This is a genomic window from Pseudomonas sp. S3E12, from assembly GCF_001702295.1.
GTDB classification, from domain to species: Bacteria; Pseudomonadota; Gammaproteobacteria; order Pseudomonadales; family Pseudomonadaceae; genus Aquipseudomonas; species Aquipseudomonas marginalis.
Map to the genome: position 1 here is coordinate 434,547 of NZ_MBDT01000021.1, position 23,495 is coordinate 458,041.

The following is a 23,495-nucleotide window of genomic DNA, read 5'->3' on the forward strand; positions in this document are numbered from 1 at the left end:
CTGACCCGATCGAGGCGCACCGCCCACCAAGCCGTTTGTTAAATCGAGGCGTTAGGCCTAATATCGCAAGTCATACCTTGCATAAAAATGCCAAGGCTTGCACATCCCCCAGCCCGCATATTCGAAGGAGTGGCATGCAGATGAAAGAATCCAAAGAAGTGTACGAACGCATCAGTGAACAGTTCGAGGATTTCACCGCCAGGGCCTCTCAGCGCAAGGTCGAGGTCGACACCTTCCGCAGCATGGTCGGTAATATCGAGGGCCTGCATATCCTGGACCTGGCGTGTGGGCATGGCTTCTTCAGTCGCCAGTTGAAGGACTGGGGGGCGGCCAAGGTACATGGCGTGGATATTTCCGAAAACATGATTTACCAGGCGCGGCAAGCCAACGACGGTATCGCCTACGAAGTGCGGGATGTGGCGAAGATGGGCCGTATCGGCGCCTACGACATGGTGACGGCGGCCTGGCTGTTCAACTATGCCAGCAGTGTCGACGAACTGAGCAAGATGTTTCAGTCGGCCGCCGACAACCTGAAGCCCGGCGGCCAATTGGTGGCCTACACCGCCAACCCGTCGTTCGAACTGCAAAAAGGCAATTTCACTCGCTATGGGATTGAGGTGTTCGATGAAACCCCGGTCGCCGGCGGGTTTCGCTGCAATGCGCAGTTCATGTCATCGCCCCCCGCACCGTTTACCTACTACCGCTGGGAGCAAGGCGTGTACGAAGAAGCCGCACGGGTAGCCGGTTTCAACCAGCTCACCTGGGTCGCCCCGCTGATCAGCGAACACAGCCGCACCACCATGGGTGCGGGGTACTGGCAGCTGTTCGAGCGCAACAGCCTGCAGATCGGTTTGACCTGCCGCAAATAATCACGCCGGGGCGGCGACCGGGCGCAATCGCACCCGGATGTCCGCCCCCACCAGGCACTGCTCGATGATCGACAAGGGTTGCGCCTGGCCCAGATCGGTCAAGCCATCAAGCGCCAGCAACGGCCGTGCATCACTGCCCAGGAACAGCGGGGCGATGTAGACCAGCCATTCATCCACCAGGCCTGCCGCCGCAAAGGCGCCACACAATACCGGGCCGGCCTCGACCTGGACCTCGTTGCACCCCTCCTCAGCCAGGACAATCATGACCTCTCGCAGGTCAAGCCCTTCGCCGTCCACCCCGACCTGCCGGAAACGCACACCCGCAGGTGGCGGGTGCAACGGCTGGACGCCGGGCCCATGAAACACCAGGGTCGGTGCCGCACCATCCAGCACATGGGCCTGGGCATCGCCCTTTAGATGCTGGTCGAGCACCACCCGCAGCGGAACGGAAAACGCCGCGTGCGGGTCGGGCAGGCGCACCGTCAGGCGCGGGTTGTCCGCCAGCAGCGTGCCACTGCCGGTGAGCACCGCGCAGGCCCGGGCGCGCCACACTTGTACATCGTCCCGGGCCTCGGGCGAAGTGATCCATTTGGATTGCCCGTTACCCAGGGCCGTGCGCCCGTCCAGGCTCATGGCCAGCTTGACCCTCAGCCACGGCCGCTTGCGTTCGGTACGCGAGAAAAACCCCTGGTTCAACTCGCGCGCCTCCGGACACGGCAAGTGTTCGACCAGCACCCCCGCCGCCTCAAGCCGCTCAATGCCATGATGCTCATGCTGGGAGCGGTCGACACTGGCGATCACCACTCGCGCCACGCCGGCCCTGATCAACGCGTCGGCACAGGGCGGCGTGCGCCCATGACCGCCGCACGGCTCCAGGGTGACATAGGCGGTGGCGCCCCGCGCATCGACGCCCGCCTCGCGCAGGGCATTGACTTCGGCGTGTGCCTGCCCCGCCCACTCGTGCCAGCCCTGGCCAAGCAGCAGGTCGCCCTTGGCGATCACGCAACCGACCCGCGGGTTGGGCGCCGTGGTAAAGGCGCCGCGGTCAGCCAGTTTCAGGGCGAGCCGCATGAAGTGCATGTCGCGCGCCAGCGCCAGGCTCATGTGCGAACCAGCGCCAACAGGTACACCGCCTCACCATGCTGGCGCTCGATCACCACCAGATCCTGCCAGGTGAAACCAAACGCTTCCAGGGTGTCGCGCACGCCCTGCTCGGTGAAGAAATAACCTTGACGCTGGTTATCCATCTCGCGCCAGCCCGGCTCCGGGTTGCTCGCGTCGACGCCGAAGACGTTGAGCCCGATCAACGCGCCAGGGCGCGCGTACTGGCGGATATTGGCCAGGTAACGGTCCCATTCATCCGGATGCTGGTGATGGAAGCAGCCATTGTCGAGTACACCGTCAAACGCCTCCCCCGCCGGTGGCTGCCAATCCTGCAGGGCGCTGCACACCAGGCTGAGACGCTCGCCCCAGCGCTTGCGCAGCAGCGGCCAGCTGGAGTTCTCGACGATGTCCAGGCCGGTCACCCGGTGCCCTGCCAGGATGAACTCCGAGGCATCCCGCGCACGGCCGACGCCCACGTCGAGGATGTGCTGGTCCGGCGTCGGCCCCAGTGCCTCGAGGAAGACCCGGGCGGCCTTGGCCATGCCGATGTCCCAGGACCACTCATCTTCACCATGGCTGTAGCGGTGGACAAATGAGGTGTCGAGCGCCCGGCGGTACGTCGATACGTCCATGAATTGCGCTTGCTTGCTCATATCAGGCAGTCCTTGGGTCAAGAGGCGCGACGGGTGGCGATCCCGTAGATCTGGCCATCGTAGGAACTGGCCAGGAAATCATCGCTGGCCACGCTGTGGGTGATGCAGGAGATGCCACTGGCGGTGGGACGCTGTACTTGCTGCCAGGAACGGCTGGGCAAGTCGAACAGCGCGATGGTGCCGCTGTAGTTCGCGGTGGCAATCACTTCCCCGTCGGCCGAGGCACAAATGCACTTGATGGAATTGCGGTGTGGCGTGTCATAGACCTCGTCACCGGACTCCAGCCACAGGCGCAGTTTCAGGTCGCGACCAATGCTGGCGAAACCGCCGTCGACCCGGCAGCAACCGTTGGAGATACGCGTGTGGGCATTTTCGATATGCCGCGCGCAACTGAAGTCGCTGATGCTGTGCAGGGCGGCGGCGGCCGAGGCGCACACGCTGAACAAGTGATGCTCGTTGGCGGCCACGCCTTTGATCGCGTTGTCGTGCATCGGGATCGACGCCACCAGTTCCAGGCTGTTATCGCCGGCGATGACAAATACCAGGCCTTCGCCGGTGTAGGTTCCGATCAGTGCATGAAGCTGGCCATTGCGCTGGAACGTGGTGCCGCAATTGAGCGGCGAGCGATGCTGATACAACAGGCGCCCGCTGAGGGCATCGAACACCTGGCCCATCTGCCCACCGGTCAGCAACAGTGGGCCGAACGGCAGCAGGAAGTTGCACAGGCTGCCGACGCCGCTCACGGGCTGGTTATCGCGAAACAGCAGGCCCGCGTCACCGATGCTGTATTGCCCGCCCTCGGTGGTCACCACGGCGTTGATACTCACCGCCGGCTGAATGCCGTCCACGGTCCACTGATCGTGTTCATAATCCCAGGTGGCGTAGCGCGAGCCGAAGGTGGCGAACACCAAGGCGTCACTGCCGACGAACGCACAGCTGCGCGGCCAGACGATGCTCGGCAAATTGGTGCTGCGCAGGCGCTCCAGCTGCGTGCCATCGAAGCGCCAGAGGATCGCCAGGCGGTCATAACTCAAGGTCACCAGCAGCTGTTTTTCATCATTCCAGACAATGCGCTTGATCCCGGCATCGTGGGCAGGAATGGAGCGGATCTCGCCCCCATGGATGATCGAGATGCGCCCTTCATCGTCACCGGCAAACACCACGCCGGCACGGGTAATGGCGACGGTATCGGTCTCGACGCCGCCGATGTCGACTTCATCGCATTGCTCGAAGGTGCTGGTGTCCCACTGGCGTACAGTGCCGTCGTCGCTGCTGGAAATCAGGCGCTTGCCATCCGGCGACCAGACCACGGAAATCACATCGGCCTGATGCCCCCGGCAGGTGCCCTTGAGGTTGCCGTCGAGGTCGAAGAGGCGCAGTTGATGATCGCGCGAGCAGGTCGCGATCGACGCACCGTCCGGCGAGAACACCGCCATTTCCACGTCGTCGTCATGCCCCGACAGCACGGCCTTGAGGCGCATGCTCGGCACTTCCCAGACGCGGGCGGTGTAGTCGCTGCTGGCGCTCACCAGGTACTTGCCATCGGCACTGAACGCGCACTGGTTGGCCAGGTGGTCATGGCTGACACGGTGGATCGAATGCCCGGTCTGGGCATTCCACAGAATGACTTGGTTGTCGTAGCCGGCGGTGGCGATGAACTCACCAGCATGGGCGGCGACGCCGCTGATAGGGCCTATGTGTCTCATCGAAAAGTCCTTTTCCTGGAGGATGAAATCAAAGCTTGATGGTGTGGCTCGACTTGCTGACTTTTGATCGCAGGTAGTTGTGGTTGTGCTTGGTCAGGAACACCCCGGTCGGCACTGAGCTGACCACGTCGATCCCGCCATCGCGCAACTGCTTGACCTTGTCCGGGTTGTTGGTCAGGAGCCGGCAGCGATGCACATCCAGGGCCCGCAGCATGGCGACCGCCGGGGCGAAACTGCGCGAGTCTTCCGGGTGGTTGAGCTTCACGTTGGCCTCGTAGGTGTCCATGCCGGCGTCTTGCAGCAGGTAGGTTTCGAACTTCGAATACAGGCCGATACCTCGACCTTCCTGGCGCAGGTAGATCAGGTAGCCGCCTTCGGCATCGAGCGCCTTCAGGGCTTCCTGCAACTGCGGGCCGCAATCGCAGCGCTGGGAACCGAATACATCACCGGTGATGCATTCGGAATGCACGCGCACCAGGGGCACATCGGCATCGGGCTCACCGGCTTTGACGGCAAAGTGTTCATTGTTCTTGTCAAAGCCCTTGAACCCGTAGAAGTGGGCGTTGACCTCACCGCCAAGAATGGAGATGGGAACTTGCGTATGAAGCGTTACTGGAGTGTCCATGGCATAGCCTCTATGGAAGTGTCGCGTTCTGGCCAGAGTGGTTTTCTACCAAACGGAATCCCATGACATAGATGGGTCTTGGATAACGTCCATGTCGGCGCTGATTGCGCGCAAGATCCCTGAAGCGGGTGAAACTGCCTCCACGGGCTACCCGGTGCCTACCAACATCCAGCACCAGGTCATCGTTGATCTCAGGCCCGCCCGGATAGGCCCGATAATCGTCGGCAACGTACTCTTCCACGTTGCCGGCCATGTCCAGCGCGCCAAACATCGAGGCGCCCTCGAGGAACACCCCGACGGGTGTCGACGTGAGCAACCCCAACTCGATGGTGTTGGCGTACTCGACATTGAAGGTTTCGCCCCAGGGAAACTGGGAGCGCTGCGGCCCTGCCGCGGCGTATTCCCACTGTGCTTCGCTGGGCAGCGCGAACGCCCGGCCGGTGCGTCGGCTCAGCCATTGGGCGTAGGCGTCGGCATCCACGTCGCTGACGCTGTAGACCGGGTGGTTGGCCTGGTGCTGGGGAAAGCGGCCAAAGGCCCAGCCGGTCGGCAGGAACGGATAACCGGTATCCAGCAGGAAGGCGCGATATTCGCTGTTGGTGACCGGGTAGCGACCGATGCGAAAGCTCGCCAGGTCGACCCGATGGTTGGGGGTTTCTTTCTCGATCCAACTGCGGTCCAGGCCCAGCCCGGCGTAGGCGGTCATGACCGCGTCGACGCGCTGCGGCTCCAGGCCGATCTCGACCTGGGCGGCAGGAACGTCGCACATGGCGGGGCTGAACACGTCGATGCGCGGGTCGCCCTTGTAGCCCAGCACTTCACCGGCGGCGATACGCCGCACCAGGGGTTCGGCAACCGACTCGACCACCCGCAGCAGTTGCTCGATGGGCGCACTCATCAGCTGTCCGGTGGCGTCGGCGATTTGCCGGGTCAGTTCATATTCGACGTAAGCCTGCGGGTAGCCCATCAATACCCGATCAGACACGTTCTTTGGCAAAGGGCTCGGCAGCGTCGGCCAATGCCAACCGTATTGATTCGTCATAGGTACACCTTTATTCCGAGCGAACACATCCACGACCGAGCGCGAAACCGCTCGGCGTGTGGATCAGTCAGGTATCAGAGTCGGTCGAGCAGCAACCTTCGATTGGTCTCGATCATCTCGATTTCGGTGGAGTACACCTCAACCACCAGGCCATCGGGATCTTCGAAGTACACGGCCGTGCGGACGTTGTCCGGACCGTGGTGATAACCCGGCGCGGGGCCATTGCCCTTGACCAGGGTGATGTTGTCGTCGGCAGCCACCTTGTCGGCGATGCGCTTGACATCCTCCGGCAGCGCACGAATGCCGATGTGGTAGCCCGGCGGGTAGACAAAGTCGGGATTGTGCTCGATGAAGAAGTCGAACCCGTTCAACTCCATCACCACTTTGCGCGGCCCCAGGTTGTAGCAATAGTGGGCGCCGAAGATGTCGCGATAAAACGCCTGGGAGGCTTCCAGGTTACGGGTGAGGATGTTGATGTGGGTCAGTTGCGGACGCTGGGATTCCAGCGCGGCCGCCTCGATGGATACGCCTTCCAGGGACCGCCACATTTTGATCGCGGCGGCGAATTTGGAGAAACCGGCCAGCCAGTTTTTCACCGTGTCCGTGGATACGCCCGCGTCAGTGATCGCCAGGCCATGGGGGTAAATGAAACAGGCCGTGCGTTGCAGCAATGCCGCGTTCAGCGGATCGCCGGCAGGTTGCCCGGCGCTGCCTTCGGCAAGGCGCACGATGCTGACCGCCTTGTTGTGGTAGCCATCGGCCAATGCCGCGAGCCGGGCAGTGAGGGTATCGAGGCTGTCTGCCGCCGACACCAGCAGGATAAACCCGTCGGCCTGGGGTAACTGCGCGCCCTCAACGGCCGCGCACAGTTCAAAACCGGCGGTTTTCGCGCAGGTGTTCAACGACTCGAGAAAGCCGTTCAGACGTGCGGCCGTGTCGGAGCTGTACAAGGTAATAAAGCGCAGCATCAGGCAACCCTCCCCTCAGTGCGGCGACCGATCAACAGGCTGTAGCGCCCGATAGGCTCCTGGACCACCTCAAAGCCCTGGGCAACCATCTGTTCGGCGATCCAGCGGGTGGGATGCAGTTCGCCGTGCACCGTGTTGACCATCATGTGCAGGGAGAAATCCGCCGACAGCGCCGGGTGAATTTCATCGTCTTCCAGGGTCATGCTCAGCACCAGCAACGAACCGCCGTCGTTGACCAATTGGGCCGCCGAGCGGATCAGCGTGCTGGTTTCTTCGCGGGTGAAATAGTGCAGGCAATCATTGACCATGATCACGTCGGCGCTTTCACCTTCGTAGCGGGCCAGGTCCAGCAGGTTACGCTCCTTGAACGTCAGGCGCCCCGCCAACTGGTACTTCTCAACGGTGCTTTCGGCGGACTGGCGCGTGGCGGCCAGGTCCCAGATTTCGCCCTGGACCTGAGGGTGCCGCCGAGCGATTTCGGCGATATAGGTGCCGTGTCCACCGGCCAGGTCGATGACCTTGCTGGCGGTATCGAACACCGGCAATTCCTTGAGCACATCGACCATGGGTTGACTGAAGCGCACCATCGCATCGTTGAAGGCATCACGTGCGGCGATGTCGTGCTTGAAGCGGTTCTCCTGCTGGAAATCCATGGACTCGGCGCTGCTCAGGATTTCCCCGAGGCGTGGCCAGTTCTGCCACTGCAAGCGCTGGTGGGCAATGATCGGGCCGATGAACTCGGCGCTGCGGCTGACCAGGAAACGCTCGGCCAGGGGCTGGTTGGTATAGGTGTCGGCGGACTTTTTCAACAGGCCCAGGGCGACCAGGCCATTGAGAAAGATCTTCGCCTTGTTGGGCACCCAGCTCAATTGCTGGCTGATCGCCTTGGCGGTAGCCGGGCGGGCGGTGTGATCGAAAAGGTGCTGCGCCACGGCGAAGTGAAGGATGGCGGATTGTCGATACTGGTCGGAGAGTTTTACCAGGTCGACCACGCTGGACAGAGCGGTTACTTCATCGGCGTGCTCATAGATGGTCGTCGGCTTTTGCGCATTCATACAGATTCTCTTCCTTGAATGTTTTTGTCTTCACTGGCGTCGGCGAGCGATGAGTGCTTGGGACGCAGCGTGTTTTTTAACGGTCCGGAGTCGTGTGCAAATGAATGTTTACGAGCAGCTTCCAAAAAGCTAGCTACGATCCTAGTCGTAAGTCCTACAAAAGCAAGCCAAACCTTTTATAATTATTTGCTATTTATAATTACCTATTGATTCCATTTATTTATTATTTTCCTGAGCAGCAAAAATGACTATGCTCATGCCCACTACCCCTTACGCAATGGATGGCGCCAAAGGTCGACGAACTCCAGTGATGCCCTCACTCCCCATGGTTACACGCGATTTATGACCTCCAGACCTGCCGACGATACCCAGTCATCCACCGCTGAACGCATCCTGTTTTTGCTCAAGACCCGTGGCCCGCTGAAAACCACCGAACTGGCGTCCCTGCTGGAACTCACGTTTGAGGCAACCCGGCAACAAATCCAGAAATTGCAGACATCGGAGCTGATCGTCGGCGTTTCGGCCCCCACCTCCGGGGCCGGCCGCCCTTCGTTGAAGTGGGCCCTGACGGACACCGCGCAGAATAAATTCCCCGATTCCCACAGTGTGCTGACCCTGCACCTGATCGAATCCATCGAGGGCGTTTTTGGCAGTGACGGCATCGAGAAAATCATCACCAGCATGGAAGCGACCAACCGCCAGGAATACGTCCAGGCGTGTTCGCAAGCCTCATCCCTGGAAGAAAAAGTCGCCATCCTGGTGCGCATCCGCGAACTCGCCGGCTATATGGCGCATATGGAACCCGCAGGTGAAGGTTGGCTGCTGATCGAAAACCATTGCCCGATCTGCGCTGCCGCGCGCAAATGCCAGGGTTTCTGCCGCTCGGAGCTGCAGATATTTCGTGCAGCCATGGGTGACGACACCCTTGTCGAACGCTGCGAACACCTGATCTCCGGGGACCGGCGTTGCGTCTATAACATTCAACCGCGCACCTGACCGCCCTACACCAACCGCCCTAAAGGAATAAGGCCATGACCCCGACTATCGACTTGCTCGCCAACCACCGCAGCGAGCGCAGCTTCCAACCCACGCCCGTCAGCGACGAACACCTGGATGCCATCTTGCGGGCCGGCCACCTGGCGCCGACGTCCTTCAATGCCCAGCATATTTCCGTGGTGGTCGTGCGCGACGCAGGCACCCGCCAACGCATTGCGGCAATAGCCGGCGGCCAGCCCTGGATCGCGTCGGCACCGGTGTTTATCACCCTGGTGGTGGACTTTCACAAGACCGCCGTCGGTGCCGCGCTCAATGGCCAGCAACAGCAGATCCAGCGGCATTTGGAAGGGCTGATCGCCGCCAGCACCGACGGCGGCATCATCCTCAGCACGCTGATGATCGCCGCACGCTCATTGGGGTTGGGCGTGGTACCGGTGGGTGGCATTCGTGCCAACGCCGAGGCGATGATCGAGCTGCTCGGGCTGCCCGAGCAGACCTTCGCCCTGTGCGGCCTGGCCCTGGGTCATGTGCACGAGCCGGCGGCGCAGAAACCGCGCATGGGCATCGAAGCCTTCCGTCACGACGAGCGCTACAACCCGGCCGCGCTGGCACCGGCGATCAGTGCCTATGACCAGCACCTGATGCGCCATTGGCAGATCATCGGCCGTGCGGACGGCCAGTCCTGGTCAAGCACCGTGGGCCGCACGTATGCACGTAACTACCGGCCCGATCTCAAGGCTCAGTTGCTGGCCAATGGTTTGTCCGCTGATTGAGCCTGCTGCGCACCGCCACTGCCCCAGCCCAGCGCCTTGTATAACGCGATGGCGTTGAGGTAGGACGCCGTCTCGGCATCGGCCACGTCCTTCTTGATCAGAAAAAACGCACGCTGGTTTTCCAGCACCGCCATGTAGGTGCCCGAACCGCTGCGGTAGCGTTTGCTGGCGATGTCGATCGCCTGCTCGGCATGGGTGGCGGACGCCAGCAACGCGCCCAGGCGGGTCTGGTCCTGCGCCAGGCGCATCAGTGCATTTTCCACATCTTCCTGGGCCTTGAGCAGCGACTGTTGATAGCGCGCCAGGGCACCTTCGGCCTGGGCCTGGGAACCGCGCAGGCGTGCGCGCACGTTGCCCAGGCGAAACGCCGGCCAGTCCACCGACGGCGCCAGCTCATACGCGCGGGACGCGCTGCCCAGGTCGCCGCCGCGCAGGGCGAAGAAGCCAATGAAACCGCCCAGGTTCAGGCGTGGGTACAAGTCCGCCGTGGCGGCGCCGACGTCTTCGGTGCTGGCGGCCAGCAGGCGTTCGGCGCTGACCACATCCGGACGATTGCGGATCAACTGGTCGACATCGCCCAAGGGCAGTTGCCGGGCCAGGGGCGCGAGGAAATGCGCCTTGGCCAGGGCCTGCTGTTGACGCGGTGGTTGGCCGGTCAATACGTCCAGGCGATAACCGGTTTCCTGGATCCGCGTCAGCAACGGTGGAATCGCTGCCTCACTGAGCAGCAGGTTGGCATGGGCGTTTTGCTGATCCTCGAATTGGCCGCTGCCGGCGCGCACCTGGGCGCTGGTCAGCGTGAGCGTTTCGCGCCAGGCACTGACCTGGGCCTGGGCCACCTCCAGGCTGCGGCTCAAGCCTTGCTGCTCGTAGTAATAACGCGCCACGTCGGCAGCGATGCTCAACTGCATCAGCGCCAGGTCCGCCTGGGCTGCCTGGGAACGTGCCATGGCCGATGCGGTCAGGCGCTGCAAACGCCCGAACACATCGATCTCCCACTGCACATCAAAGCCGGCGCGATAGGTCTGCGACAGCATCCGCTCCGGTGGCCCACCGTCGAACGGCAACTGCTGCTCCAGGCTGCGGCCATAGGCGGCACGGGCGGTGACGCCGGGATACTGGTCGAGCCGGCGGTCATCGAACACCGCGCGGGAGGCCAGCAGGTTGGCCTGGGCCTGGCGGATGTCATGGTTATGCGCCAGCGCCGTGTCGATCAGGCGATCGAGCTCGGCGTCGTCAAAAAACGACCACCACTGGGCCTGCACGGGCGCCTGTTGGGCGAACAAGGCCTTTTGCGCGGTGACCAGGCTGATCGGCGGGGTTACGGGCTTTTCGTAATGCGGCCCGACCATGCAGCCGTTGAGCAGCGTCAGCGCCAGCACGGTGGTGACAGTTTTGCCGGGCTTCATGGTTCACTCCTCAGGGTTTGCGCCAGGGACTGGGCCCGTGGGGTCGCGGCCGCCAGGGAATGCTTGCGGGCCAGCAGGGTGTAGACCGTCGGCAGCACGAACAGGGTGAAGCAAGTGCCGATCAGCATGCCCGATACAATCACCACCCCCAGGCCATAGCGGCTGTTGGCCCCGGCACCCGAGGCGAACAGCAGCGGCACCAGGCCGACCACCATGGCCGCCGTCGTCATCAGGATCGGCCGCAAGCGAATCTGCGCGGCCTTGCGTATCGCCTCGGAACGGTCGAGGTGTTCCTGGGCCTGCAGGGCGTTGGCGAACTCGACCATCAGGATGCCGTGCTTGCTGATCAGCCCGATCAGGGTCACCAGACCGATCTGGGTGTAGATATTGATCGTGGCGTAGCCCAGCGCCAGGGGAATCAGCGCGCCGCTGATGGACAGCGGCACGGTGATCAGGATGATCAGCGGGTCCATCAGGCTTTCGTACTGCGCCGCCAGGACCAGGTAGATCACGATCACCGCCGCCAGGAACGCCAGCAGCAGCGCATTGCCTTCCTGGGTGTACTGCCGCGCATCGGATTGCCAGTCGTAGCTGAACCCTACGGGCAACTCGGCGGTGACGCCTTCCAGGAACGCCACGGCGTCGCCCAGGGTGACGCCGGCCGCCGGCACGCCCTGGAAGGTCGCGGCGTTCTGCTGGTTGAACTGGGTCAGCTTGTTGGGTTCGACGTGCTCGGACACCTGGATCACCGTCGACAGCGGAATCAGTGTGCCGTCTTCCGTGCGCACATACTGGCGGGTCAGGGCTTCGGGCGTCAGTCGCTCACTGCCCGGGCTCTGGGCAATCACATCATAGGAGCGGCCCTCCAGGCCAAAGCGGTTGAGGTAGTTTTCCCCCACCAGCACCGCCAGCGATTCGCCGATGTCCTGCATGCGGATCCCCAGGCTGTTGGCCTTGGCCCGGTCCACCCGCACCTGTACCACCGGGTTGTTGTAGTCCAGGTCACTGTCGACCACGGCGAACAACCCACTGTCGCGGGCCTTCTGCTTGATCTGCTCCATGGTTTCGTACAGCACGCGGTAATCCTGGGAACTGCGCAGCACCAGTTGCACCGGCAGGCCACCGGTGGAGCCCGGCAAGGCAGGCAACTGGAAGGCAAAGATGCTGGTGCCTTCCACATCGTTGGTGGCCGCCTGCAGGTCGACCTGGATCTGCGCGGCGGTGCGCTCGCGCTCGCCCCACAACGTCAGGTTGATGCCGCCAATGCTCGAGGCGATGCCGTCGCTGCCATTGATGATCCAGGTGCTGACGGTTTCCGGCAGGCGCCCATAGACCTCATTCAGCTTGGCGGAAAAGCGCTCGACGTATTCCAGGTTGGCATGTTGCGGCGCCTTGATGGCGGTGAGCAGCCCGGCCTGGTCCTCGGTGGGCGCCAGCTCCCGCTGCGGCAACTGGTACAGCCACGGCAGGCTGATCATCACCAGCAAGGCAAACAGCCCGCTGAGCCAGCGATGCCGCAGCGACAGGTCCAGTACCTTGGCATAACGCAGCGCCAGGCCGTCGAAGAAACGGTTGGCCAGGTGTGCCATGCGCCCTTCCGATTGCTTGGACTGCAGCAGGAACGAGCTCATGACCGGCGACAACGTCAGCGCCACCACGCCGGACACGATCACCGCGCCGGCCAGGGTCAGGGCGAACTCCCGAAACAACGCCCCCGTGAGGCCGCCCATCATGCCGATAGGCGCATACACCGCCGCCAGGGTAATGGTCATGGCGATCACCGGCCCCGCCACTTCCCGCGCACCGATCAGGGCGGCCGCCACCGGGGTCTTGCCCTCCTCGATATGCCGGTGCACGTTCTCCACCACCACAATCGCATCGTCCACCACCAGCCCCACGGCCAGCACCATCGCCAGCAGCGTCAACAGGTTGAGACTGAAACCGAACGCCAGCATCAGCGCCGCGGCCCCCAGCATCGACAAGGGGATGGTCACCACCGGAATCAGTACCGTGCGCAACGACCCCAGACACAGGTAGATGACGATCACCACGATGAGCAAGGCCTCGAGCAGGGTCTTCATCACCTCGTCGATGGAGGTCTGGATAAAGCGCGCGGTTTCAAACGCCAGCTCGGCCTTGACGTCCGGCGGCAGGGTCTTGCGCACGTCCGGCAGGAGTTTCTTGATACCGTCGACGATCACCAGCGGGTTGCCGCCGGGCGTCGGGAACAACCCCAGGTGCACGGCCGAAACGCCGTCCATGGTGGCGCTGGTTTCGCTGGACGCCGCGCCCAGCTCCACGGTGCCGACATCCTTCAGGCGCACCAGGCCGTTGCCATCGTTGCGCAGCACCAAATCGCGAAATTCATTGACGTTGGTCAGGTCGGTATTGACCCGCAGGTTGGCGACCACGAACAGGCCTTTGACCTTGCCCGGCGCCGCCTGGTAGTTGTTGCGGCGCACCGCGTCGGCCACATCGGCGGCGGTCAGGCCCCGCGCGGCCAGCCGTGCGGGGTCGATCCACAGGCGCATCGCCAGGGTTTGCCCGCCGAACACCTGGACCTTGGCCACGCCCTCGATGGTGCTCATCACCGGCTCCACCACCCGCGCCAGGTAATCGGTCAAGGCCGGGGTCGACAGGGTCGGGCTGGAGAACCCGATATAGGCCACCGCCGTCGACTCGCCGGACGAGCGTTCGATCACCGGGTCATAGGCCTGCTCCGGCAGCCGGAAACGCACCTGGTTGACCTTGGCCATGACTTCCGTGAGGGCCTGGGTCGAGTCCCGGTTGAGCTCCATGCGCACCGTGACCACGCTGCGCCCCTGCACCGACGAACTCGACAGGTAATCCACGCCTTCCACCGATGACACCGCCTGGGCAATCGGTTGAGTGACGAAGCCTTGCATCAGGTCGGATGATGCGCCGGGGTATTCGGTGGTCACGGTGATGGTGGAGCTTTCCAGCATCGGGTACTGGCGGATCGGCAGCTGCAACAAGGACATGATCCCCAGCAGCAGGATCAGAATACTGACGACAAGCGCGAGCACCGGCCGCCGAACGAAAATATCGGTGAAAGTCATGAGCGTTCTCTGGGCGAAGAATCAGATGCCCGTCACAGGCGGTTTGGACGCAGGCAGGGCCAGGGTGTCATCGGTCGCCTGCACCGCCATGCCGTCACTGAGCTTGAGTTGCCCGGAGGTCACCACCTGGTCACCCTCGTGCAAGCCTTCCTGGATCTGGACCCAACCGTCCTGGCGCTGGCCGATTTTCACCGCCACCCGCTTGACCACCAGCGTGGCGCCCTTATCCGGGCGGGCGAGAAAAACGGTATCGCCATAGGCGGTATAGGCCACCGCCGTTTCCGGCACGGTGAGCACATCAGCCACCTCGGTATCGGCCACTTTGACGCTGGCGTACATGCCCGGCTTGAGGGGGGCGTCCGGGCTCTCCAGCGTGGCCTGCACCTGCACCGTGCGTGAGCGGCCGATCATCGGGTCGACGGCACTGATCCGCGCCTTGAACACCCGGTCAGGGTAGGCGTCGATCAGCACGCCCACGGTTTGCCCGACGACCAGGCGGCGGCTGAGCTGCTCATCCAGGGAGAAATTGACATAGAGCACCTGGGTATTGACCAGGCTGACGATGCGGTCGCCGACATTGAGGTACTGCCCTTCGTTGACCTGGCGAATCCCCAGCACCCCGGCGAAGGGTGCGCGGATAGTCTTCTGGGCAATCAGTGCCTGGACTTTTTTCAACTCGCCCAGGGCCATGTCATGGGCGGCCCGGGCGTTGTCGAGCTGTTCCTGGGTCGCGGCGTTTTCCCTGACCAGCCCTGTCACCCGCTTGCGGATGATCTCGGCATTGCGCACCTGGGCCTGCAGCCGCAACTGCTCGGCCTGCTCCGGGGCATCGTTGAGTTTGACCAGCACCTCGCCAGCCTTGACCTGGCGGCCCGACTCGAAGTTGATCAAGGTGACCCGCCCACCTGCCTCGGCGGAAACCTGCACCTGGGAGGCCGCTTCCAGCTCACCGACGCCGGCGAAATACACATTGGCCGGGCGCAATTGCACCGCCCCCAGGGCCACCTTGGTCAAGGCGCTGGCGGGGGCGTCGGCGGATTGGGCCTGGGACGGCGCGCGCGACATCATCACCACCGCGATGACCGCCACCGGAATCAACACCAGGCTGGTTATCTTCTTGTTGTTCATGGACGTCCTTATCACGATGAGTGCGTTACGCGCGGCTCACAGCCAGCTGTGGTTGAACAGGAAGAAGGCCAGTACCGCCCAGATCGACAGCACCAGGTGAGTCAGTTGCAACCCCTCCTGGCGAATCCAGTAGCCGAACCACAAGCCCCCCAGCAACATGGCGAAGACAAACGCCGAAAACGCGCTGAGGGCGAGGTTGAGCCAGGGCCTTGCCGACAGCAGGCCGTCGCCGAGGATCAACTGATAACTGCCGGTCCAGGCCGCGAGCGCGGCGACCAATTGCAGGGCCAGCACCACCAGCAGCGCCAGTTGGTGCAGACGGGGTGAACGCACGGCCCGCACCAGCAAGGGAATATCGATGGCGGGGCTCTGGCGCAACGGCTCCATGGCCATGGTCGCGCCTACCGCGCCTACCGAGCTGCGAAACGCTTGCCAGTTGTTAAGCACCGCAATGCTCAGCCACAGGCTCAAGCCAACGGCCTGTACGCCCAGGAACACTGACATCGAGTGACCCAGTAACCCTGCCTCCACAGTCATTCAAACCTCCGTATTTGTCGAAAGGGAAATCCAGCCTCAGGTATATACACAAGACATTGCTTGGATAATACGTCGCAGGCGTTTAAATACAAGATTTATCTTTGTGCGGGAGGGGCTTCAGGAAGGTTGGAAACGCTGTCTGGCAGGCGCCCGCCGGGGCGTTCGGCGCAGTCACGCCGAAGCCCGGAAGCGGTTGTGAGGGGGGTTACTTGCGAGGGATTATCACGCCGTCCTGGCGGCGATGGCTTCGATTTCCACCAGTGCACCGGGCAATGGCAACGCCACGACCTGCAACGCGGTGCGTGCCGGCTTGTTCGGCTGCTCGGGGGTGCCGAAGAACTGCGTATACCCACGCTGCAACCCGGCGAAATCCAGCTTGCCGCCCGTTTCCTCGGCGCCGACCAGGAATACCCGTAACTGCACGATATCGCCCAGGTCCAGGTCTTGCTGGCGCAGGATCTGGCGCAGCTTGTTGAACACCGAAACCGTCTGCACTTCGGTGTTGCCAAACACCCCGGGAACCGTTGGATCAACCAGGTCCGGCAAGGTCCCGCTGACAAAGATCAGGCTGGCGGACGCCGGTACGGTGACGGTCTGCGAGATCGGGAAATCGCCGACGCTGGTGCGTTGAATGCTGTCGCTCATGGTGTGTCTCCTTAAGAGGCGGCGAGTGCCGCGACCTGTCGTTGTTGGGTCACGCGTTCAGCCAGTTGCGCGACCACATGCCGCGCCGAGTTGGCCGCCGATTCCTGCCAGATGCCCACCCCGCTTTGCACCAGGCCGTCGCCGGCGAAGTACACGCGGCCGTGGCCTTCTTCGAGCAAGGCGCTGGCATCGGCGGGGAAGTGTTCGCGTTGCAGCCACGGGCCTTCGCTGAAGGGGATCTGTTCCCAGGACACCGCCAGCGGGTGGCGCAGGTGTTTGGAATAGCCCGGATGCAGCAACTCCACGGCCTCCTTGGAGGTGGCGTACTGCTGGTCGAACGGTCGCGCACCAAACACATCGGCGCCCTCCCCGGTCACGTAGCCGGCCACCAGCAGGCCCTCGCGGGTGTTGAGGTCGTTGCTCGGGTACCAGAGCAGGCGCGCCGGGTGTTCGATCCACGACAGGCCGCCGTAGGTGCGGTAGTCGGTTTCCCAGAAGCGTGGGGACTGCCACGCCACTTTGGTGGCCTGGTCGCTGCGGGTGCTGAGCAAGGCTGCCTTGATCGGGTCGCTGAAGTCGGTGTCGAGCTTGGCCAGCAGCGGCAGCGGCAAGGTCGAGACCAGATAGTCGGCGCGCACCACCTGCTCGCGACCGCTGCGTTGGTCGTGGTAGGTCACGGCCACGCCGTCTTCCAACTGACGGATCTGACGCACCTGGGCGCCCAGTTGCACGTGATCGCTGACGCGCCGGTAGAAGGCGTCGGTGATGCGGTCCATGCCACCCACCGGCTGGAACATGGTCGCCGAGAATTCCGGGAATTCGGTGTGCAGCAAGGCGCCCCACAGTTCGGGGTGCAGCAGTTGGTCCAGTGCCAACGGGCTGCGGCTGGCGGGCAAGGCGCCAGGATGTGCAGGCGATTCCAGGTGCCCCGAACGGATCGTGCCCTCGAAGGCCAGCTCCTGGGACAGGTCGCCATACACGTGCAAAAACGCCAGCAACCGCGTGCGTTCCTCGGCGCTCAGCACATCGTCGAGGGCATCACGCTGCACCGCTTTGGCCAGCAACCCGGACAAATGCCCGCGCGCATCGTTGATCGCCTGGCCGACGCTGAACGCCGGCTTTTGCACATCCGGCCGCACCTGGGCGCCATGGCTGCTATTGACCAGCACTTCCAGCGGCACCCCCAGCTCACTGCAATAATCGAGGATCGTGCGGTGCTGGCTGGGAATCCGTGCCGGCCCGGCGTTGAAGTAATGCCCCGGCTCGAACGCGGCGGTCTGCGTACGGCCATCCTGGTAGTCCACGCGGTCGCCATGGCGGATTGTCCAGGTGCGACCGCCGACCCGCTCACGGGCTTCCAGCACCTGCACGCTGAACCCGGCGCGGGTCAGTTCCAGGGCGGTGACCAGCCCGGCAATCCCGGCACCCAGCACCAGCACGCGGGTGCCCTGCCCCAGGCCGTCCTTGAGTTTCAACGGTTGCGGTCGGCGGTGCGATGACGGCCCCAGGCCGAGTACCGCCAGCGCATCCTTGACGGCTTTTTCGCCGCCTACCGCAGCGATGCTCGACAACGCTTCACGTCGTGTCAGTCCCATGTCGATTGCTCCTTAATCCGGCAGGCCCGGTGGGTTGATCAGCGACTTGTCGACGCGCTCCACATCCAGGCCCCAGCGTTGCAGCACCTGCTCATACTGGCCGCCGGCAATCGCGCCTTCCAGGGCGGTGTGGATCGGCTTGACCAGGCCGTTGTCCTTGCGGGTGGTCACGGCAATGTCCGCCTGCAATGGCCAGCCACCGTTCACCGTACCGACGCGCTTGATGCCGCCGGTAATCGCCGCCGAATAGGCGTACACCGAGTTGGGCCCGAACAGCGCATCGCTGCGCCCCGACTGCACCGCCAGTTGCGCGGCGGCCTGGTCGTCGAAGTACTGCAGCAGCGCGGGCTTGAGGCCGGCCTTTTCGTTGGCCTCGTTCCAGGCCAGCAGGACTTTTTCCTGGTTGGTGCCGGAGCCGACGATGATCTTCAGCCCGGCAATATCGGCTGCCTGCTTGATCTCGCTGATCTTGCTGGTGGTCTTGACGTAGAAGCCGAGCACATCCTGGCGATAGGTGGCGAAGTCAAAGCGCTTCTTGCGCGCCTCGGTCACGGTGACGTTGCTGATCACCGCGTCGTACTTGCCCGAGCTGACGCCCAGGGGCCAGTCTTCCCAGCTGGTCTGCACCACATTGAGTTGCAGGCCGAGGCTGTCGGCCACCAGTTGCGCGGTGTCGGCTTCGCTGCCGATGGTGGTCTTGTCGTCGCTGGCCAGCAGCGCCAGCGGCGGCCCGGCCACGCCGGACACGGCCACGGTGAACTTGCCCGGCTGGGCGAACTTGAAGCCCGGCGGGATCTGCGCAATCGCCGCTTCGTTACGCGGCACATGGATGCGTGGGCGGTCGGGGCTGAGGTCGACCTGTTGCACGGCGAATGCGCTTTGCGCAGCACTGACGGCCAGCGCCAGCAGGGCCACGCGGGTGGTGTTGATGAACATGGGCAGTCACTCCTTGAACTAAAGCACCTTGCCGAGAAAGGCCACGGTGCGGGGATGTCGGGGTTGGCGGAAAATCTGTTCGGGCGGGCCCTCTTCGATCAACTCGCCGTCGCAGAGGAACACCACGTGGTCGGCCACTTCGCGGGCAAAACCGATTTCGTGGGTGACGATCACCAGGGTCACGCCCAGCTGGGTCAGGCCCTTGATCACGTCGAGTACTTCGCCCACCAGCTCCGGGTCGAGGGCCGAGGTAGGTTCATCGAACAGCAGCACCTTGGGGTCCAGCGCCAGTGCGCGGGCAATGGCGACGCGCTGTTGCTGGCCGCCGGAAAGCTGGCGTGGGTAGGCATCGACCTTGTCCGCCAGGCCAACCTTGGCCAACAGTGCGGTGGCCTTGGCCTGGGCGTCGGCCTTGCTCCAGCGCTTGTGCGCCAGCGGCGCCTCGGCGACGTTTTCCCAGGCGGTAAGGTGCGGGAACAGGTTGAAGTTCTGGAACACAAAACCGACGTCGATACGGCGCTTGAGAATCTCGCGTTCCTTGAGCTCGTAAAGCAGGTCGCCCTTGCGTCGATAGCCGACGTATTCACCGTCGATGGTGATGTGCCCGCTGTCGATCTTTTCCAGGTGGTTGATGGTGCGCAGCAAGGTGGACTTGCCCGAGCCGGACGGCCCGAGAATCACCGTGACCTTGCCCGGATCGATGGTCAGGTCGATGTCTTTCAACACCTGTTGATTGCCAAAGCGCTTGCCCACGCCCTGGATCTGGATACGGCCGGCGCGGGCTTCACTCATGGGTGTTCTCCTTCAGCCAGCGGCGCACGCGTTGCCACGGCGTAGGCGGCAGCACCCTGGCCGTACCCCGGGCGAAATGCCGCTCGACGTAGTACTGGGCGCTGGTGAGCACGGTGGTGATGATCAGGTACCAGACGGTGGCGACGATCAGCAACGGGATCACCGCCTGGGTGCGGTTGTAGATGACCTGCACGGTGTAGAACAGCTCCGGCAGCGCCAGCACGTAGACGATGGAGGTGCCCTTGACCAGGCCGATGATTTCATTGAACCCCGACGGCAGGATCGAGCGCAGCGCCTGGGGCAGGATGATCCGGAAGATGCGCCGCGAGGCCGGCAGGCCCAGGGCCGCCGCCGCTTCATGCTGGCCGGCATCCACACCGATCAGGCCGCCGCGAATGATCTCCGCCGCGTACGCCGCCTGCATCAGGCTCAGGCCCAGTACGGCCACGGTGAATTGGCTGAGCACGTCCACCGTCGACCACTCGGCGAACACTACGCCGGTGAACGGTACGCCGAGGACGATGTGGTCGTACAGGTAGGCGAAGTTGTAGAGGATGATCAGCACCAGCAGCGCCGGCATCGAGCGGAAAAACCAGATGTAACCCCAGGCCAGCGCCGCCAGCAGCGGCGAGCCCGACAGCCGCGCCAACGCCAGCGCAGTGCCGAGGATGGCGCTGAACACCGTGCTCAGCAGCGTCAGCAACAGGGTCTGGCCGAGGCCACGCAGCACCGACGGCGAGAAGAACCACTGGCCGAACACGCCCCACTCCCAGCGCGGGTTGGTGGCCAGGGAATGCCCGATGGCGAGCAGCACCAGCGCGGCAAAGATCGACCCGGCCCAGCGCCAGGGGTGTCGCGCGGGCACCACCTGCAGGGCTTTGATCGGTGTGGACACACGGGCCTGGCGCACCGCGCCGGGCGTGTCAATCAGGTCATAGGATTTGGCAACGATGGGCATGGTGTATTCCTCGGCCTAGAAGGCATAGGTCAAGCGGGTGTAGTAGTACCCGCCGGTAAAACCGTAGGGCGAATAGGTGCCGTAGCTGCTGACCATGGTGCTGCTCGGTACACCTTGTTTTTTCGGGTAGACGTCGAACAGGTTCTTGGCGCCGATGGCCACGTTGAGGTCTTTGGTGAGGTTGTAGCCAAGGTCGAGGTCGGTGATCCACTTGGCGCTGTAGACCCGGTCGAGGCTGCGGTCGGCGGAGACGTTGACCTCTTTGTAAGAGCCGTAGCGGGTCAGGGCCAGGTTGAGGTTGAAGCGCTCGATGCTCCAGTCGCCACCGAGGATCAGCTTGGTGCTGGGCTGCACGCCGGTGATCAGGTTGCGGGCCTGGCGGTCCATCAGGTCATAGGCCGTGCCCAGGATCGTGGTGGATTCCTTGTAATTGAGGATTCTGGTCTGGTTCCAGTTGAACGCGGCGGTCCATTTCAGCGCACCATAGGGACCCAGGTCCTGGCTGTAGTTGCCGACCAGGTCCAGGCCTTTGGTGCGGGTGTCGGCACCGTTGATGAAGTACTGGCCGCCGGAGGTGGAGGTGATGCCATTGCCTTGCAGCACCTGGGTGATTTCCGGGCCGAGCAAGGTGCCGGTGAGGGTGATGCGGTCGCGCAGGTTGATCACGTAGGCGTCGGCGGTGAAGCTCAGGCGATCGGTGGGGGTCAAGGTGAAACCCAGGCTGAAGTTGGTGGAACGCTCGGGTTTCAGTTCCTGCGCACCCAAGGCCTGGGCGGCGGCCGAACCTACCGGCAGCACGCCGTAGTTGATCGATTGGTACACGCCGTCGACCACGCCATAGGTGGTGGATCGCGCACTGAACAGGCTGTTGGCCAGGGACGGTGCACGGAAGCCATTGCTCACGGTGGCGCGCACGGCGAACTGCGGGGTGAAGTCGTAGCGGGTGGTCAGCTTGCCGCTGCGGGTAGCGCCCACGCCCTGATTGTAATGCTCGTAGCGAAACGCGGTGCCCACGTACCAGTCCGGCACCGGGTTGAAGCCCACGTCGACGTAACTGGCGAGGCTGTTGCGCGAGGCGCTGCTTTCTTCATCCGGCGAGATGCCGTTGGTGACCTGGGCCCCGGACGACGCACAGTTACCCGGTGCCACGCAGTAGCCGCCGTTGGCGTAGGACTCATAGTCACCGGCCTGCACCTCGTAGGTGTCGCGGCGATGTTCGAAACCGTAGCTCAGGTCCAACGGCTTTTGCAGGCCGATGTCGAAGCCGCGCTTGAAATCGAGGTTGGTGGTCAGCTCGGTGGAAATCCAGGTACCGGAGGTGAAGCTGTTCGGCGTGGCCTCACCCAGGGATGGGTTCTGGTTATGGGTGGTGCCCTGCTCCGCCTCGTTGCGCCCGTAGGTGGTGGACAGGTCCCAGTCCCACTCGCCGACGGTGCCTTTACCGCCGAATGCGGCCTGGAAGTCGTCCTCGTCGATATACCAGGTCGGCGTGTAGCCGCCGGGGTAACCGTTAGGCCCGGTGGTAATGGTGTTGGTAATGGTCGGCAGGCGGAAGTTCTGGCCCTGCTCGGCCTTGCGCCGCGAATAGGTGGTGAAGGAATACAGGCTGAAGCTGTCGTCGATCGGCAATTCGGCGTTGTAGCCCAGGGTCAGCAGGTTGGTCTTCGGTGTGCCGTAGCCGCCGTAGGTGGAGCGGCCGGCCTGCTCAAAGGCCTGGGCGTAGGTGTAGCCGTTGGCGCTGGCCTTGTTGTCGTCGTTCTGGCTGCGCGCGTCCAGGGCCAACTGCACGATGCCGCCGTTGCCGATCTCGAAGCCCTTGTTGAGGCTTTGCTGCACGGTCTGTTTCTTGCCGTCGTAACCCTGGCCGACATTGGTCACCGAGGTGCCACTGGTGTCGGCCTTGAGGATTACGTTGATGACCCCGGCGATGGCATCGGAGCCGTACTGGGCGGCGGCCCCGTCGCGCAGGACTTCGACGTGGTCGATGGCGCTGATGGGGATCAAATCCAGGTCTGCCGGCGCGGCGCCGGTGTTGATGCCGTTGATGTTCAGGGTGGCCGCGGTGTGGCGGCGCTTGCCATTGACCAGCACCAGCACCTCGGCGGCACTCATGCCGCGCAGGTTCGGCGCACGGGCAATGCCGCTGGCGTCCCAACCGGTTTTTTCCGGCAGGGTCAGCGACGGGATCACCGCACTCAACGCCTCCATCAAACCGGGCTTGCCGGTGCTTTGCAGTTGCCTGGCGCTGACCACATCGATCGGCACCGGGCTGCTGGTGACCGTACGTTGTTCGGCGCCACGGTTACCAGTGACCACCACGGTGGACAGGGTGCTGTCGTCCTGGGCCTGGGCGGTGTTGGCCAGGATCGCCAGCGCCAGGATGGCGGTCGGTTGTAAGACTTGCTTCATAGCCACTCCAGACATTCCAAATCGCGAAGTCGGGCAGTCACGCGGGCGGGCGCGGTGCTCGATTTTTTCAGGGGCGTTGCGGCGATTGGGGACTAGGTGTGGGGCAGTCGAGGGGTTTGAGTCGGCAACATACGTTGAGCTCCCTTCCAACGATTCTGCCGCGGGGCTATCCCCCGGTTATGGCGCGCAGAATCTGAATCACGCTGGGTACCATC

The 23,495-nt window shown here is 63.4% G+C and carries 20 protein-coding genes; 3 read left to right on the plus strand and 17 right to left on the minus strand.

Going from position 1 to position 23,495, the window contains the following annotated elements; genetic code table 11:
- The first annotated feature begins 140 nt into the window (after positions 1-140).
- Positions 141-869, plus strand: coding sequence for a trans-aconitate 2-methyltransferase (locus BB029_RS18565; protein ID WP_065940432.1), 729 nt, complete (start codon positions 141-143; stop codon positions 867-869).
- Here BB029_RS18565 and ribD read toward each other — a convergent pair whose 3' ends face one another.
- The 7 genes from ribD to BB029_RS18600 all read right to left on the minus strand — a co-directional run bounded on the left by ribD (position 870) and on the right by BB029_RS18600 (position 8,022).
- Entirely contained in the window at positions 870-1,973 is a 1,104-nt protein-coding gene (gene ribD / locus BB029_RS18570; protein WP_065940293.1) for a bifunctional diaminohydroxyphosphoribosylaminopyrimidine deaminase/5-amino-6-(5-phosphoribosylamino)uracil reductase RibD, read from the minus strand.
- On the minus strand, positions 1,970-2,626 hold the full coding sequence (locus tag BB029_RS18575; protein ID WP_027607440.1) for a cyclopropane-fatty-acyl-phospholipid synthase family protein: 657 nt from the start codon (positions 2,624-2,626) through the stop codon (positions 1,970-1,972). Before BB029_RS18575 ends, ribD begins: the two co-directional genes overlap by 4 nt.
- A gap of 17 nt (positions 2,627-2,643) precedes the next feature.
- On the minus strand, positions 2,644-4,332 hold the full coding sequence (locus BB029_RS18580) for a WD40 repeat domain-containing protein (protein WP_065940294.1): 1,689 nt from the start codon (positions 4,330-4,332) through the stop codon (positions 2,644-2,646).
- Positions 4,333-4,360: 28 nt separating this feature from the next.
- A complete protein-coding gene (gene ribA, locus BB029_RS18585; RefSeq protein ID WP_065940295.1) occupies positions 4,361-4,957 on the minus strand; it encodes a GTP cyclohydrolase II RibA in 597 nt (198 codons plus the stop codon).
- Positions 4,958-4,967: 10 nt separating this feature from the next.
- Complete coding sequence (locus BB029_RS18590) at positions 4,968-5,999, minus strand: SUMF1/EgtB/PvdO family nonheme iron enzyme (RefSeq protein WP_027607437.1); 1,032 nt, start codon at positions 5,997-5,999, stop codon at positions 4,968-4,970.
- Positions 6,000-6,073: 74 nt separating this feature from the next.
- Complete coding sequence (locus BB029_RS18595; RefSeq protein ID WP_065940296.1) at positions 6,074-6,967, minus strand: VOC family protein; 894 nt, start codon at positions 6,965-6,967, stop codon at positions 6,074-6,076.
- Positions 6,967-8,022 carry a class I SAM-dependent methyltransferase gene (locus BB029_RS18600; protein ID WP_065940297.1) on the minus strand — a complete coding sequence of 352 codons (1,056 nt, stop codon included), beginning with the start codon at positions 8,020-8,022 and terminating at the stop codon, positions 6,967-6,969. Before BB029_RS18600 ends, BB029_RS18595 begins: the two co-directional genes overlap by 1 nt.
- Before the next feature lie 342 nt (positions 8,023-8,364).
- Between BB029_RS18600 and BB029_RS18605 the strand changes: the two genes are divergently transcribed.
- Together BB029_RS18605 and BB029_RS18610 are read left to right on the plus strand one after the other, a co-directional pair.
- Complete coding sequence (locus BB029_RS18605) at positions 8,365-9,018, plus strand: metalloregulator ArsR/SmtB family transcription factor (protein ID WP_065940298.1); 654 nt, start codon at positions 8,365-8,367, stop codon at positions 9,016-9,018.
- 35 nt (positions 9,019-9,053) lie between these two features.
- The gene (locus BB029_RS18610) at positions 9,054-9,791 is read left to right on the plus strand and encodes a nitroreductase family protein (RefSeq protein WP_027607433.1); all 738 of its coding nucleotides are present in this window, start codon (positions 9,054-9,056) and stop codon (positions 9,789-9,791) included.
- On the opposite strand, the gene BB029_RS18615 is transcribed toward BB029_RS18610, so the two are convergent.
- The 10 genes from BB029_RS18615 to BB029_RS18660 form a co-directional block, all read right to left on the minus strand.
- Positions 9,758-11,200 (minus strand): efflux transporter outer membrane subunit, encoded by a 1,443-nt coding sequence (locus BB029_RS18615; RefSeq protein WP_065940299.1) that lies wholly within the window; start codon positions 11,198-11,200, stop codon positions 9,758-9,760. The genes BB029_RS18610 and BB029_RS18615 overlap by 34 nt on opposite strands.
- Positions 11,197-14,280: a MexW/MexI family multidrug efflux RND transporter permease subunit gene (locus tag BB029_RS18620; protein WP_065940300.1), complete on the minus strand. Its 3,084-nt coding sequence runs from the start codon at positions 14,278-14,280 to the stop codon at positions 11,197-11,199. The genes BB029_RS18615 and BB029_RS18620 overlap by 4 nt, the downstream gene beginning before the upstream one ends.
- 21 nt (positions 14,281-14,301) lie before the next feature.
- Positions 14,302-15,408, minus strand: coding sequence for an efflux RND transporter periplasmic adaptor subunit (locus tag BB029_RS18625; RefSeq protein ID WP_065940301.1), 1,107 nt, complete (start codon positions 15,406-15,408; stop codon positions 14,302-14,304).
- A 36-nt stretch (positions 15,409-15,444) separates the two neighbouring features.
- The gene (locus tag BB029_RS18630) at positions 15,445-15,945 is read right to left on the minus strand and encodes a DUF2165 family protein (protein WP_065940302.1); all 501 of its coding nucleotides are present in this window, start codon (positions 15,943-15,945) and stop codon (positions 15,445-15,447) included.
- Between the two features lie 222 nt (positions 15,946-16,167).
- On the minus strand, positions 16,168-16,590 hold the full coding sequence (locus tag BB029_RS18635) for a RidA family protein (RefSeq protein WP_027607428.1): 423 nt from the start codon (positions 16,588-16,590) through the stop codon (positions 16,168-16,170).
- An 11-nt stretch (positions 16,591-16,601) separates the two neighbouring features.
- Positions 16,602-18,185 (minus strand): FAD-dependent oxidoreductase, encoded by a 1,584-nt coding sequence (locus BB029_RS18640; protein ID WP_065940303.1) that lies wholly within the window; start codon positions 18,183-18,185, stop codon positions 16,602-16,604.
- 12 nt (positions 18,186-18,197) lie between these two features.
- Entirely contained in the window at positions 18,198-19,121 is a 924-nt protein-coding gene (locus BB029_RS18645) for an ABC transporter substrate-binding protein (protein WP_065940304.1), read from the minus strand.
- Positions 19,122-19,139: 18 nt separating this feature from the next.
- On the minus strand, positions 19,140-19,913 hold the full coding sequence (locus BB029_RS18650; RefSeq protein WP_065927298.1) for an amino acid ABC transporter ATP-binding protein: 774 nt from the start codon (positions 19,911-19,913) through the stop codon (positions 19,140-19,142).
- Positions 19,906-20,871: an amino acid ABC transporter permease gene (locus BB029_RS18655; RefSeq protein ID WP_065940305.1), complete on the minus strand. Its 966-nt coding sequence runs from the start codon at positions 20,869-20,871 to the stop codon at positions 19,906-19,908. The genes BB029_RS18650 and BB029_RS18655 overlap by 8 nt, the downstream gene beginning before the upstream one ends.
- A 15-nt stretch (positions 20,872-20,886) precedes the next feature.
- Complete coding sequence (locus BB029_RS18660; protein ID WP_065940306.1) at positions 20,887-23,280, minus strand: TonB-dependent siderophore receptor; 2,394 nt, start codon at positions 23,278-23,280, stop codon at positions 20,887-20,889.
- Positions 23,281-23,495 lie beyond the last annotated feature (215 nt).

Excerpts from the sequence above, each read along its gene's own strand:
- BB029_RS18565 (WP_065940432.1), top strand. The coding sequence starts at position 141 with ATGAAAGAATCCAAAGAAGTGTACGAACGCATCAGTGAACAGTTCGAG.
- ribD (WP_065940293.1), bottom strand. The coding sequence starts at position 1,973 with ATGAGCCTGGCGCTGGCGCGCGACATGCACTTCATGCGGCTCGCCCTG.
- BB029_RS18575 (WP_027607440.1), bottom strand. The coding sequence starts at position 2,626 with ATGAGCAAGCAAGCGCAATTCATGGACGTATCGACGTACCGCCGGGCG.
- BB029_RS18580 (WP_065940294.1), bottom strand. The coding sequence starts at position 4,332 with ATGAGACACATAGGCCCTATCAGCGGCGTCGCCGCCCATGCTGGTGAG.
- ribA (WP_065940295.1), bottom strand. The coding sequence starts at position 4,957 with ATGGACACTCCAGTAACGCTTCATACGCAAGTTCCCATCTCCATTCTT.
- BB029_RS18590 (WP_027607437.1), bottom strand. The coding sequence starts at position 5,999 with ATGACGAATCAATACGGTTGGCATTGGCCGACGCTGCCGAGCCCTTTG.
- BB029_RS18595 (WP_065940296.1), bottom strand. The coding sequence starts at position 6,967 with ATGCTGCGCTTTATTACCTTGTACAGCTCCGACACGGCCGCACGTCTG.
- BB029_RS18600 (WP_065940297.1), bottom strand. The coding sequence starts at position 8,022 with ATGAATGCGCAAAAGCCGACGACCATCTATGAGCACGCCGATGAAGTA.
- BB029_RS18605 (WP_065940298.1), top strand. The coding sequence starts at position 8,365 with ATGACCTCCAGACCTGCCGACGATACCCAGTCATCCACCGCTGAACGC.
- BB029_RS18610 (WP_027607433.1), top strand. The coding sequence starts at position 9,054 with ATGACCCCGACTATCGACTTGCTCGCCAACCACCGCAGCGAGCGCAGC.
- BB029_RS18615 (WP_065940299.1), bottom strand. The coding sequence starts at position 11,200 with ATGAAGCCCGGCAAAACTGTCACCACCGTGCTGGCGCTGACGCTGCTC.
- BB029_RS18620 (WP_065940300.1), bottom strand. The coding sequence starts at position 14,280 with ATGACTTTCACCGATATTTTCGTTCGGCGGCCGGTGCTCGCGCTTGTC.
- BB029_RS18625 (WP_065940301.1), bottom strand. The coding sequence starts at position 15,408 with ATGAACAACAAGAAGATAACCAGCCTGGTGTTGATTCCGGTGGCGGTC.
- BB029_RS18630 (WP_065940302.1), bottom strand. The coding sequence starts at position 15,945 with ATGACTGTGGAGGCAGGGTTACTGGGTCACTCGATGTCAGTGTTCCTG.
- BB029_RS18635 (WP_027607428.1), bottom strand. The coding sequence starts at position 16,590 with ATGAGCGACAGCATTCAACGCACCAGCGTCGGCGATTTCCCGATCTCG.
- BB029_RS18640 (WP_065940303.1), bottom strand. The coding sequence starts at position 18,185 with ATGGGACTGACACGACGTGAAGCGTTGTCGAGCATCGCTGCGGTAGGC.
- BB029_RS18645 (WP_065940304.1), bottom strand. The coding sequence starts at position 19,121 with ATGTTCATCAACACCACCCGCGTGGCCCTGCTGGCGCTGGCCGTCAGT.
- BB029_RS18650 (WP_065927298.1), bottom strand. The coding sequence starts at position 19,913 with ATGAGTGAAGCCCGCGCCGGCCGTATCCAGATCCAGGGCGTGGGCAAG.
- BB029_RS18655 (WP_065940305.1), bottom strand. The coding sequence starts at position 20,871 with ATGCCCATCGTTGCCAAATCCTATGACCTGATTGACACGCCCGGCGCG.
- BB029_RS18660 (WP_065940306.1), bottom strand. The coding sequence starts at position 23,280 with ATGAAGCAAGTCTTACAACCGACCGCCATCCTGGCGCTGGCGATCCTG.